An 11,418-nucleotide genomic window follows, 5' to 3' on the forward strand; every position below is an offset into this window, starting at 1 on the left:
ACTTCGACTGGCACACCGTGGCCGCCCGCACCGCGCAGGTGTACCTGGGGGCCAAACGGCGGGAACGTGAGCCGCTGGAACGCCGGCCGATCGTCGAGCACGCCCTGCCCGACCGCTGAGCGCACCACGGCCCGCGCGCCGAACAGACGCAAACTCGCACAAAATCCGGCCTTTTCCTACGACTTTGCGTCTGCCCGCGGGGGCTCGCGGGGGCTCGCGGGGGTCCGCGGGAGAAGGAGGCTAGCTTCGCGAAGCCTTCTTGCGTTCGATGTCGGCGAGGTGGGCGGCCAGTTCGGCACGATCCGCCGCGGAGGTTTCCCACGCCAGCTTGCGGTTCTTGACCACTTTGGCCGGTGAGCCCACCGCGATCGAGTAGTCCGGGATGTCCCCCTTGACCACCGCGTGCGCCCCCAGCACGCAGCCCCGGCCGATGCGGGTTCCGCGCAGGATGGTGACCTTCGCCGCGATCCAGGTGTCCGGGCCGATGCGCACCGGGGCTTTGACGATGCCCTGGTCCTTGATGGGCATCTCGATGTTGTCCATCCTGTGGTCGAAGTCGCAGACGTAGCACCAGTCGGCCATCAACGCCGAATCGCCGAACTCGATGTCGATGTAGCAGTTGATGACGTTGTCCCGGCCGAAGACCACCTTGTCGCCCAGCCGCAGTGACCCTTCGTGGGCGCGGATGGTGTTCTTGTCGCCGATGTGTACCCAGCGCCCGATCTCCAATTGCGCCAGTTCCGGCGTGGCGTGGATCTCGACGTTCTTGCCCAGGAAGACCATTCCGCGGGTGATGACGTGGGGGTTGGCCAGCTTGAACTTCAGCAGGCGCCAGTAGCGGACCAGGTACCACGGGGTGTAGGCGCGGTTGGCCAGCACCCACTTCAGTGAGGCCACGGTGAGGAATTTGGCCTGACGGGGGTCGCGCAGGCGAGAGCCCCGCCAGCGCTTATGGATCGGCGCACCCCACATGCTCGTCATGGCCAGTCAGCCTATCGGCCTCCGCCGGCCTGCTGCATCGACCCGTTAGTCTCCCCTGCGTGGGACCGACACCGATGCTGCGGCACCTGGCGGCCGTGGTGTCGGCCACGCTGGTGATCAGCGGCTGCGCCACCACCGACGACTGGGTGCAGTCCATCGCGGCGCGGGGCTGGTCGGCCCAGTACGCCAACGCCGAGAACAGCAGCTACACCCCCACCGATGGTGCGCCCGCGCTGGCTCTGGACTGGACCCGCTCGGTCAAGGGTGAACTCGGCGCGGCCGTGGCGCTGGGCCCGGACAACTACCTGGCGGTCAATGGCCAGACTGCCGGTGGTTGCTCGCTGATGGTCTGGGAGAACGACAACAAGGGCCGTCAGCGCTGGTGTACCCGCATGTATCTCGGCGGCGGGTTCTCCAGCCCGCTGTTCGACGGGTTCGACAACCTCTACATCGGCCAGCCCGGCCTGATGCTGTCCTACCCGCCGACGCAGTGGGTCCGTTGGCGCACCAACGTCATCGGGATGCCCACCACGGCGCGCTTCGTCAGCGCCGGCCAACTGTTGGTGGTGACGCACCTGGGTCAGGCGCTGGTGTTCGACTCCCACCAGGGCGTCGTGGTCGGCACCCCGCTGGATCTGGTGGAGGGCGTCGACCCCACCGACGCCACCCGCGGCGTCAGCGACTGCCAGCAGTCCCTGCCAGGCTGCCCGGTGGCCGCCGCGCCGGGCTTCTCCGCGGCCAGCGGGCTTGCGGTGCTCGGGGTGTGGCAACCCGGCGCCAGGGCATCGGTGCTGACCGCGCTGCGCTACCAACCCGGCCAGCCCGCCCTGCTGACCCGGGAATGGACCAGCGACGCGGTGACGGCCGGGGTGCTGGGCAGCCCAGTGCTGTCCGCTGACGGTCAGACGGTGTACGTCAACGGCCGCGACCGCCGGCTTTGGGCGCTGAATGCCGCAGATGGAAGTGTGAAATGGTCGGTGCCCCTTGACTTTCAGCCGCAGACGCCACCGTCGGTGACACCCGGCGGGCTGATCATCGCCGGCGGCGGCCCCGATACCCGTCTGGTGGGGATCCAGGATTCCGGCGACAGCGCCGAAGTGGTGTGGCGCCGCGACGACGTCATCCCGCTGTCGACCTCCAGCCAGGCCGGGGACCGGGTGGCCTACACCGTGGTCGCCGACGGTCCGCAGCGGTTGGCGTTGCTGGTGGTCGATCCGGCCGACGGGCGCACCCTCAACAGCTACCCGCTTCCGGACGCCGCGGGTTTCCCGGTCGGGGTGTCGGTGGGCTTCGACCGCCGGGTGGTTACGGCCACCAGTGGCGGCCAGGTGTTCAGCTTCGTCCCCGAGGCCTAGACCTGCAGCGGAGGAATGGCGTTGCGCGGCAACGAAACTGAGGTCTCCCCGGCGTAGGACGGCAGCAGTTCGGCGCGGCCGAAGAAGAAGATCAGCGCATCGTCGGTCACCGCGAAGTTCTGATAGTGCGACGGGTCGCGACCGTCGCCGGGGGAAACACTTCCGGCGAGGCCGGTTTCGGCTTCCAGGCTGCGTTGCACGATCGGGAAGATGGCGTCCAACGGTTTGGCGTCGGGGGCGAACAGCGAGTCGAACGTGACCGGGCGGGAGCGTTCGACGTCGTAGGTGAACGACTTGAACCAGGTGCTCGGATGCGCGCCGCCGACTTCCTGGAACAGGGTCAGCACCACACTGCGGGTGCGCGCCGACCGGAAGGACTCGGCGGTGACGGTCATCTGGTGTGGCACGGTGCGGGTGCCCGGGGTTTGGGCGACGTTGAGGAATCCGCTCCGGGTCTGGCTGAGGTAGTCGACGATTGCCTGGTTGTCCGGATAGTCCAGCGGGAACGTGATGTCCATGGTGTGGTCCGCTCCACTGGACTGAATACGACACTGCGCCCCGGCTTCCACCACGCCGCCCAGGGTTGCGCACGACGCCGGCGCACCCGACGCCGGCGCAGCCGCCAGGGCGCCGCACAGCAGGGCCGCGGCAATCGCGATGCGCATGACCGCCAGCCTACCGGGACGGCCGGCACAGGAACGCCGACGCACGAGCCTCAGCGCCGTGCCCGAGACGGGTGATCACCACCGAGAGCGCCTGTGCTCCGGCCGGCCGCAATCGGCGGCGTAAGGCATCGGGGTCGACGTCAACACCGCGAACCAGGATCTCCACCGAACCGCAGTCGTACGCCGAAAGCGCCTGCCGCAGAACCTTTTCCCGTAGCGGCAGCCGGTCGATGATCTCGAAGCCACGCACCCCCGCCGGCAGCCGGTCCCCGGTGAGGTAGGCGATGTCACGGTCGAGTTGCCACAGGCCGTGCCGGGCTGCGTAGTGCCGCACCAGCCCGGCCCGCACCACCGCACCGTCGGGGTCGACGATCCAGCGGCCCGGGTCACCGACCGCGCAGTCCTCGGGTTCGGCGTCGGTGATCTGTTCTGCGGCGCGCTCGCCGTCACCGAGCACCGTTGCCCGCCGCGACACCCCCGGCTGCGACAACGACGGCGACCACAGGCAGGCCTCCCGAACCGATCCGCCGGCCGAGGTCACCTCGATCTCCCCATCGAAGCCCAGTTGACGCACCGCGTCGAAGTCGATTCCGGGAGCGCACTTCACCACGGTGGCCCGGCCGCGGTAGGCCTGGGCCACCTCGTCCAGGGGCGGGCTGTAGGCGCGCGGGTCGAAGCGGCGCCGTCCGCCGGTTCGGCGGGCCGGGTCCAGCAGCACGACGGCGTCGCGGCTGATCGGCGCCAGTGCATCGGCTCGAACCAGGGGAACCCCGGCGACGTTATGCGCAGCCATGGCCAACCGGACCTCGTCGAGATCGCTGCCCACCAGATAGTCGGCGGTGTCGCGCAGGGCGGCCAATTCGGTGCCCACCGAGCAGGTCGCGTCGTGCACCACCTGCCCGGACAGTCGTTGGGCGCGGTGCTGTGCCACCACCGCCGTGGTGGCCTGCTGCAAGGCCTCATCGGTCAACAGCCACCCCGAAACGTCGCCCAGTCCAGTGAGTTTGGCAGCTGCCTTGCGCCGTAGCCGGACGGTTTCGACCAGGACTTTGGTGTGCTCACCGAACCGTCCGCGGATCGCCGCGACGTCGGCCAGCAGGCTGGTGTCGGTGAGCCCGTACCGCGCGACCTCGGCCAGCGCGGCGGTCCCGGCGTCGCTGGTCAAGTAGGCGACATCGGCACGGATGAAGCTCAGGAGGGCTTGACCCCGGTCAGCATCACGTTGTAGAACCAGCCCTTCGGTACAACCCGGCGCCACACGTTGGCATCCACCCAGCTCAGCGTGGTCCAGCTACCGAACGCGAATTTCGCCCAGGTCCAGCCCAGCTTGCCCGGCGGAACCGTCGACTCGAAGGTGCGCACCGGCCAGCCCAGCATCGCGGCGGTGAATTCCTCACTGGCCGTGCGTACCTGAACCGCACCGGCCCGCTGAGCCATCCGCTCCAGATCGGCGGGCTCGAAGGTGTGCAGGTCCACGATCCACTCCAAAGCGGCCGCGCGGGAGTTCTCATCGAGTTCGGCCTGCGGGCGCCGCCAGCTCGACAGCCCGGGCAGCGCCATCGCCCGCACCGTGGTTTTCCAGGTGAGGTCCGCCAGCTTGCGGGCGTAGGCGTTACCCACCCGGGTCGGCTCGCCGGCGAAGACGAACCGCCCGCCGGGCTTGAGCACCCGCACCACTTCACTCAGGGACTTCTCCACGTCGGGAATGTGGTGCAACACCGCGTGCCCCACCACCAGATCGAAGGTGTTGTCGTCGTAGGGGATGCCCTCGGCGTCGGCGACCCGGCCGTCGATATCCAGGCCCAGCGACTCCCCGTTGCGGACGGCGACCTTGACCATCCCCGGCGACAGGTCGGTCACCGAGCCGCGGCGGGCCACCCCGGCCTGGATGAGATTGAGCAGAAAGAAGCCGGTGCCGCAGCCCAGTTCAAGAGCCCGGTCGTAGGGCAGGCGGCGTTGCTCCTCGGTGGGCACGATCGCGTCGAAGCGGCCCCGCGCGTAGTCGATGCAGCGCTGGTCGTAGGAGATCGACCACTTGTCGTCGTAGGACTCCGCCTCCCAGTCGTGATAGAGCACCTGGGCCAGCTTGGTGTCATGGCGGGCCGCCTCCACCTCTTCGGCGGTCGCGTGCGGCCGGCTTTGAGGCATGTCAGCGCTGCGCGTCATGAAGGGCAGCCTAACTGTCCCTTTGCCGCGGCAAAAACTTCGCCGTAGCGCTGCACCTGAGCCTCGGCGTCCAGGCCACCGCCGTACCTGCCGCCGATCAGGGCTTTAGCCCCGGCCAGGGCCGCCGCGGGGGCGTCGAGGAAGCGGCCGGCCCAGGCCAGGGCCTCGTCGTAGACGTGGTCGGGGGCGACCAGTTCGTCCACCAGACGCAGTGCCAGAGCCTCCTTCGCCCCCACGAAGCGGCCGCTGAAGGCCAGTTCCTTGGCCCGGGCGTCGCCGACCACCCGCGCCAACCGGGCGGCCCCCCCGCCGCCGGGCACCAGACCGGCCAGGATCTCGGTGGAACCGAGTTTGGCGTTGTCACCGCAGACCCGCCAGTCCGCGGCCAGGGCCAGGTTCAGGCCGGCGCCGAGGGCGTACCCGGTGACCGCGGCAACAGTGGGTTTGGGGATGGCGGCCACCGCGTCGATGGCGCGGCGGCGCAACCGGTCGGCAGCCTCGGCCTCGGCGCGGTCCAGCATGGCCAACTCGGGCATATCGTCACCGGCGCAGAAAATCTCGTGCCCGCCGAACAGAATCACCGAGGTGATGTCGGCGCGCCCGGCGATTTCCTCGGCGGCCGAGGCCAGTTCCCGAAAGGCCTGCCGGGTCAACGCATTGGTGGGCTCACGGTTGATCACCAGCGCACCGATGCCGGGGTGGTCGTCGCTGACGTGGACGCTGATGAACTCCCGCATGCTCACCGGCCCCCGGGCCGCCCAAGCCGCCGCGAGGCACGGCGGCGGGCTTCGTTGTAGCGACCGGAGTCGAAGAACTCGATCTCCCAGTTCCCGTCGTCGAGCACCGTCATATCGGGCTCGATGGTAGCGACCTGCCGTTCCAGCGCCAGCACCTCGGCGACCGTGCGTCCGGCCAACGAGTCCAACTGGCTCCAGGTCGGCGGAAGCAGCAGCGCACGGCCTTCGGCGAAGTCCTCGATGGCGGCCTCCGGACGGGCCCAGTCGGCCTGGTCGGACTCGGTGTTCTCCCCGTCGGCCCGCTGGCCCTGCGGCAGCGCACCGACGAAGAAGTAGGTGTCGTAGCGGCGGGTGCGCTCCTCTTTGGGGGTGACCCAGTTCGACCACGGCCGCAGCAGGTCGGCGCGCAGCACCAGGTTCTCAGTGCGCAGGAAGTCCCCGAAAGACAGGCTGCGGGTCTCCAGCGCGGCGCGCTCCCGGTGGTAGACCGACGCGTCGGCGACGATCCCGTCGGGGTCATCGGCGGGTCCGGCGAACAGCACCCCGGACTCCTCGAACGTCTCGCGGGCCGCAGCGCACACCAGCGCCTCGGCGAGGTCGGCCTCGATGCCGAAACGGCTTGCCCACCAGTCGGGTTCGGGTCCATACCAGGCCCTGTTGCCCACCAGTCCAGCGTCCCGGTCGCGGTCGTCGACGCCGCCACCGGGGAACACCGTCATTCCCGCGGCGAACTCCATCGCGCCGTGCCGGCGCATCAGGAACACCTCCAGCCCTGCGGGAGGCGTCGACGACGCCGCCCGGATCAGCATGACGGTGGCCGCCGGTCGCACCGGCACCGGTTCGGTCATACCCGCCTCCGGTGAGCGGGTCGGACCCGCGCTCGCCGCGCGAAGTACCGCCCGTCGATGACGTCCACGGCGATGGACTGGCCGAAGGCCGCCGAGAGGTGCTCGGCGGTCATCACGTCGTCGAGCAGACCCGCCGCGACCACCTGCCCCTCGGCCATGATCAGGCAGTGGCTGAAGCCGGGCGGGATCTCCTCGACGTGGTGGGTGACCAGCACCAGGGCGGGGGAATCGGGGTCGGCCGCCAGGTCGGCCAGCCGGGCCACCAGTTCCTCGCGCCCGCCCAGATCCAGGCCGGCGGCCGGTTCGTCGAGCAGCAGCAGTTCCGGGTCGGTCATCAGAGCCCGGGCGATGAGCACCCGCTTGCGTTCCCCCTCCGAGAGGGTGCCGTAGGTGCGGTCGGTCAGATGCTCGGCGCCGACGCTCTCCAGCGTGTCGATGGCCCGGTGGTAGTCGACCTCGTCGTAGCGCTCCCGCCAGCGGCCCAGCACCGCGTAGCCGGCTGACACCACCAGATCACGGACCACCTCCGAGTCCGGAATCCGCTGCGCCAGAGCCGAACTGCTCAGCCCCACCCGCTGGCGCAGTTCACTCATGTCCACCCGGCCGAGCCGCTCCCCGAGCACGGTCGCGGTGCCCTCGGAGGGGTACTCCATCGCCGCGGCCATCCGCAGCAGCGAGGTCTTCCCCGCACCGTTGGGGCCGATGACCACCCAGCGCTCGTCGAGTTCGACCTGCCAGTCCACCGGCCCGACCAGCAGACGCCCGTCCCGGCGCAGGGTGACGCCCCGGAAGTCGATCAGCAGATCCTCGTCCACGGGCTCCTCGGGCACCTGCCTATCGTGCAGCATCAGGCTCGGGGCGGGATGTCGACCCGGCTGACCACCCCGTCGACGGCGTCGGCGGCCTCGATCTCCGCGCGGGTGACGCCCAGGATGAACAGGACGGTGTCCAGGTAGGGGTGGCTCAACGAGGCGTCGGCGACCTCCCGAAGCGCCGGTTTGGCGTTGAACGCGACACCGAGGCCGGCGGCGTTGAGCATGTCGATGTCGTTAGCACCGTCGCCGACAGCCACCGTCTGTTCCATCGGCACCCCCGCCTGGGTGGCGAAGTCGCGCAGCGCCTTGGCCTTCCCGGCGCGGTCGATGATCGGGCCGACCACCCGGCCGGTGAGACGGCCGTCGATCACCTCCAGTTCGTTGGCGGCGACGAAGTCGAGCATCAGTTCGTGGGCCAGCGGGTCGATCACCTGCCGGAAACCCCCCGAGACCACGCCGCAGTGAAAGCCCAAACGCCGCAGCGTCCGGATCGTGGTGCGCGCGCCCGGGGTGAGCTCGACCCGGTCGGCGACCTCGTCGATCACCTCGGCGGACAGCCCCGCCAGGGTGGCCACCCGCTGATGCAGCGATTCGGCGAAGTCGATCTCGCCGCGCATCGCGGCGTCGGTGATCGCGGCCACCGCCTCCCCGGCACCGGCCCGTTCGGCGAGCATCTCGATCACCTCGCCCTGGATCAGGGTGGAGTCCACATCGAAGACGATGAGGCGCTTGTTGCGCCGTTCCAGGGTGTAGTCCTCCACCGCGATGTCGATGCCCTGCTCGGCGCCGACCAGGGCCAGAGCGGCCTGCAACTCCTTGGCCATCCCGTCCGGGGTGGTGACCCGCAGTTCCAGCCCGGTAACGGGATAGTCCGAGACACCCCGGATGACGTCGATGTTGACGCCCAACGCGGCCGCTGCCGCGGCGACCGCGCCGAACGCCTCGGCGGTGATGGGTCGGCCAAGGACAACGATGGTGTGGGTGGGCGGGTCGGCGATGATCGACACGTCGTCGCTGCGCTCGATGCGGACATCCAAGCCGAGCTTTTCGATAGCGTCGGTGACCCCGGTGCGCAACGGTTTCCCGTCAGCGACCGGCGCGGCGCCCGAGACCAGCACGCCCAGCGTCAGGCGGTCCCGAATGACGACCTGTTCAACGTTGAGCAGTTCCACCGGATAGCGGGACAGCACCTCGAACAGGGCGGAGGTGACACCCGGCCGGTCCGGGCCGGTGACGGTGATCAACACCGACACCTTCTCTGCGGTCATCGCAGCGCCGAGGCGTGAAGGGGTCTGCGGTGCCGCCTAGGCGTTGGTCTCGGAGCGGTGCGCGCGCCCGACGTGGGCCTCTTCCCGCATCCGGTCGACCATGTGCGGGTAATGCAACTCGAACGCCGGACGCTCCGAACGGATGTTGGGCAGCTCGGTGAAGTTATGCCGCGGCGGCGGGCACGAGGTGGCCCACTCCAGGGAGTTGCCGTGGCCCCACGGATCGTCGACGGTGACGACCTCGCCGTACCGCCAACTCTTGAAGATGTTCCAGAAGAACGGCAGCATCGACACGCCCAGGATGGCCGCACCGATCGACGACACGATGTTCAGCGTGGTGAACCCGTCCGACGGCAGGTAGTCGGCGTAGCGGCGCGGCATCCCCTCGTCGCCGACCCAGTGCTGGACCAGGAAGGTGACGTTGAAGCCGATCATGGTCAGCCAGAAGTGCACCTTGGCCAGCCGCTCGTCGAGCAGACGGCCGGTCATCTTCGGGAACCAGAAGTACACACCGGCGTAGGTGGCGAACACGATCACGCCGAACAGCACGTAATGGAAGTGCGCGACCACGAAGTAGCTGTCGCTGACGTGGAAGTCCAGCGGCGGGCTGGCCAGCAAAACCCCGGACAGGCCGCCGCAGAGGAACACCACCAGGAACCCGAAGGCAAACAGCATCGGGGACTCGAAGGTGAGCTTGCCCCGCCACATGGTCCCGATCCAGTTGAAGAACTTGATGCCGGTGGGCACCGCGATCAGGAAGGTCAGGAACGAGAAGAACGGCAGCAGAACGGCACCGGTGACATACATGTGGTGCGCCCACACCGCCACCGACAGCGCGGCGATTGCGATGGTCGCGTACACCAGCGTGGAGTAGCCGAAGATCGGCTTGCGGGAGAACACCGGGAAGATCTCCGAGACGATGCCGAAGAACGGCAGCGCCAAGACGTAGACCTCCGGGTGGCCGAAGTACCAGAACAGGTGCTGGAACAGCAGCGTGCCGCCGTTGGCCGGGTCGTAGACATGTGCGCCCAGCCGGCGGTCGGCGGCCAGGGCGAACAGCGCCGCGGTCAGCAGCGGGAAGATCATAATCACCAGGATCGAGGTGACGAAGATGTTCCAGGTGAAGATCGGCATCCGGAACATGGTCATGCCGGGGCAGCGCATGCAGATGATGGTGGTGATCATGTTGACGCCGCCCAGGATGGTGCCGAGGCCGCCGACGGCCAGGCCCAGAATCCACAGGTCGGCGCCGACGCCGGGTGAGTGCACGGCGTCCGAGAGCGGGGTGTACGCCGTCCAGCCGAAGTCCGCGGCGCCGCCGGGGCTGACGAACCCGCCGAGGGCGATCAGCGCGCCGAAGATGAACAGCCACAGTGAGAGCGCGTTCAGCCGCGGGAAGGCCACGTCGGGGGCGCCGATCTGAATCGGCAGAACGAGGTTCGCGAAGCCGAACACGATCGGGGTGGCGTAAAAGAGCAGCATCGCCGTGCCGTGCATGGTGAACAACTGGTTGTACTGCTCGTTGGAGAGGAACTGCAGACCCGGGACGGTCAACTCGGCGCGGATGAACAGCGCCATCAGGCCGGCCATCGCGAAGAAGACGAAGCAGGCGATCACGTACATGATGCCGATCAACTTGTGGTCGGTCGTCGTGATGGCCTTGTAGATCAAGTTGCCCTTGGGCCCGCTGGGCATGGGTGCCGGGCGACGGGCCTCTAGTTCTCCGCGGGGGGGCACTACGGCTGTCACAAGATCCTCCAACCATCTGGGAACGTCCCATGAATCTACGGCGCATCTTATCCCCAAACCAGACCTTGCGCGGCTCCGGTCCTACATTCTGTCGTATTTCGCGTCCCATCCCCGGGTGTCGCGGGTTCTACCGCTGGTCAGCGGGGGTTTCCCGGCACCGGGTGTTACCGTCGCGGAGTGCTGATCCGCGCCACGTTTTCCGCTCTGGCGGTTGCCCTGGCAGCCGGTGGGTGTTCGGCGTCGGAAAAGCCTGATCCCGAAGCCCCGGCCGGCGCCTCTACCAGCAGCGTCGTCACCAGCACCACCAAGATTGCCTCGGCGGGGGTGCTGGGCAACCAGCGTCGCCCCGATGAGTCCTGCGCGCCGGAACCGGCCCGCCTCGACGGCCGCCCGCCCGGCCCGGTCCGGCACGCCGGCGGCCAGACTGCCGTCAGAGCCGACCCCCTGCGGATCGCGGTGCTCGCCGGGGACGAACTCGACGCGCTGTGTGCGCTGGGTCTGCAGTCGCGGATCGTGGCCGCCGCCCTGCCCGACGGGTCGGACACCCAGCCGTCGTATCTGGGCACCGTGGTGCACGGCGCGCCGGGCGCCGGAACCCGCAGCGCCCCCGACCTGACGGCGATCGCGGCGGCCAAGCCGGACCTGATCCTGGGATCGCAGGAACTGACGCCGCAGGCCTACCCGGCCCTTTCCGCGATCGCCCCGACGGTGTTCACCTCGGCACCCGGGGCCCGCTGGCAGGACAACCTCCGCCTGGTGGGTGCGGCGACCGGACGCGCCCGCGCGGCCGAGGACCTCATCGCCGGTTTCGTCGACCAGGCCCGCAAGGCGGGC

At 69.1% G+C, this 11,418-nt stretch carries 12 protein-coding genes; 3 read left to right on the forward strand and 9 right to left on the reverse strand.

Annotation, left to right across the window (positions count from 1 at the left end):
• A partial coding sequence (locus ADBZ5N_RS13550; RefSeq protein WP_526258165.1) for a hypothetical protein occupies window positions 1-119 on the forward strand: 119 nt, incomplete at its 5' end.
• 121 nt (window positions 120-240) lie between these two features.
• Here ADBZ5N_RS13550 and ADBZ5N_RS13555 read toward each other — a convergent pair.
• A complete protein-coding gene (locus ADBZ5N_RS13555) occupies window positions 241-981 on the reverse strand; it encodes an acyltransferase (protein ID WP_526258147.1) in 741 nt (246 codons plus the stop codon).
• 74 nt (window positions 982-1,055) lie between these two features.
• Here ADBZ5N_RS13555 and ADBZ5N_RS13560 point away from each other — a divergent pair, with 74 nt between their 5' ends.
• On the forward strand, window positions 1,056-2,336 hold the full coding sequence (locus ADBZ5N_RS13560; protein WP_526258167.1) for a BamB-related PQQ repeat family beta-propellar protein: 1,281 nt from the start codon (window positions 1,056-1,058) through the stop codon (window positions 2,334-2,336).
• Here the strand turns inward: ADBZ5N_RS13560 and ADBZ5N_RS13565 are convergent.
• From ADBZ5N_RS13565 to ctaD, 8 genes are read right to left on the reverse strand one after another with little or no spacing between them, the layout of a single operon-like run.
• Window positions 2,333-3,001 (reverse strand): esterase, encoded by a 669-nt coding sequence (locus tag ADBZ5N_RS13565; protein WP_526258149.1) that lies wholly within the window; start codon window positions 2,999-3,001, stop codon window positions 2,333-2,335. The genes ADBZ5N_RS13560 and ADBZ5N_RS13565 overlap by 4 nt on opposite strands.
• 10 nt (window positions 3,002-3,011) lie before the next feature.
• Complete coding sequence (locus tag ADBZ5N_RS13570; protein ID WP_526258169.1) at window positions 3,012-4,235, reverse strand: THUMP-like domain-containing protein; 1,224 nt, start codon at window positions 4,233-4,235, stop codon at window positions 3,012-3,014.
• A complete protein-coding gene (locus ADBZ5N_RS13575; protein WP_526258151.1) occupies window positions 4,193-5,167 on the reverse strand; it encodes a class I SAM-dependent methyltransferase in 975 nt (324 codons plus the stop codon). The genes ADBZ5N_RS13570 and ADBZ5N_RS13575 overlap by 43 nt, the downstream gene beginning before the upstream one ends.
• Window positions 5,164-5,904 carry an enoyl-CoA hydratase gene (locus ADBZ5N_RS13580; protein WP_526258153.1) on the reverse strand — a complete coding sequence of 247 codons (741 nt, stop codon included), beginning with the start codon at window positions 5,902-5,904 and terminating at the stop codon, window positions 5,164-5,166. Before ADBZ5N_RS13580 ends, ADBZ5N_RS13575 begins: the two co-directional genes overlap by 4 nt.
• 2 nt (window positions 5,905-5,906) lie before the next feature.
• On the reverse strand, window positions 5,907-6,752 hold the full coding sequence (locus ADBZ5N_RS13585) for an NUDIX hydrolase (RefSeq protein WP_526258155.1): 846 nt from the start codon (window positions 6,750-6,752) through the stop codon (window positions 5,907-5,909).
• Complete coding sequence (locus ADBZ5N_RS13590) at window positions 6,749-7,600, reverse strand: ABC transporter ATP-binding protein (RefSeq protein WP_526258157.1); 852 nt, start codon at window positions 7,598-7,600, stop codon at window positions 6,749-6,751. Before ADBZ5N_RS13590 ends, ADBZ5N_RS13585 begins: the two co-directional genes overlap by 4 nt.
• On the reverse strand, window positions 7,600-8,835 hold the full coding sequence (gene serB / locus ADBZ5N_RS13595; RefSeq protein ID WP_526258159.1) for a phosphoserine phosphatase SerB: 1,236 nt from the start codon (window positions 8,833-8,835) through the stop codon (window positions 7,600-7,602). The genes ADBZ5N_RS13590 and serB overlap by 1 nt, the downstream gene beginning before the upstream one ends.
• Window positions 8,836-8,871: 36 nt before the next feature.
• On the reverse strand, window positions 8,872-10,584 hold the full coding sequence (gene ctaD / locus ADBZ5N_RS13600) for an aa3-type cytochrome oxidase subunit I (RefSeq protein WP_526258161.1): 1,713 nt from the start codon (window positions 10,582-10,584) through the stop codon (window positions 8,872-8,874).
• 177 nt (window positions 10,585-10,761) lie between these two features.
• Here ctaD and ADBZ5N_RS13605 point away from each other — a divergent pair.
• On the forward strand, window positions 10,762-11,418 hold a 657-nt coding region (locus tag ADBZ5N_RS13605; protein WP_526258163.1), incomplete at its 3' end, for an ABC transporter substrate-binding protein.

Origin of the sequence: Mycobacterium sp. (assembly GCF_044370595.1) — a bacterium.
Classification (GTDB): Bacteria; Actinomycetota; Actinomycetes; order Mycobacteriales; family Mycobacteriaceae; genus Mycobacterium.

Coding starts and splice junctions, on each gene's coding strand:
- ADBZ5N_RS13590 (WP_526258157.1), bottom strand. CDS start 7,600: ATGCTGCACGATAGGCAGGTGCCCGAGGAGCCCGTGGACGAGGATCTG.
- ADBZ5N_RS13565 (WP_526258149.1), bottom strand. CDS start 3,001: ATGCGCATCGCGATTGCCGCGGCCCTGCTGTGCGGCGCCCTGGCGGCT.
- serB (WP_526258159.1), bottom strand. CDS start 8,835: ATGACCGCAGAGAAGGTGTCGGTGTTGATCACCGTCACCGGCCCGGAC.
- ADBZ5N_RS13560 (WP_526258167.1), top strand. CDS start 1,056: ATGCTGCGGCACCTGGCGGCCGTGGTGTCGGCCACGCTGGTGATCAGC.
- ADBZ5N_RS13585 (WP_526258155.1), bottom strand. CDS start 6,752: ATGACCGAACCGGTGCCGGTGCGACCGGCGGCCACCGTCATGCTGATC.
- ADBZ5N_RS13575 (WP_526258151.1), bottom strand. CDS start 5,167: ATGACGCGCAGCGCTGACATGCCTCAAAGCCGGCCGCACGCGACCGCC.
- ADBZ5N_RS13555 (WP_526258147.1), bottom strand. CDS start 981: ATGACGAGCATGTGGGGTGCGCCGATCCATAAGCGCTGGCGGGGCTCT.
- ADBZ5N_RS13580 (WP_526258153.1), bottom strand. CDS start 5,904: ATGCGGGAGTTCATCAGCGTCCACGTCAGCGACGACCACCCCGGCATC.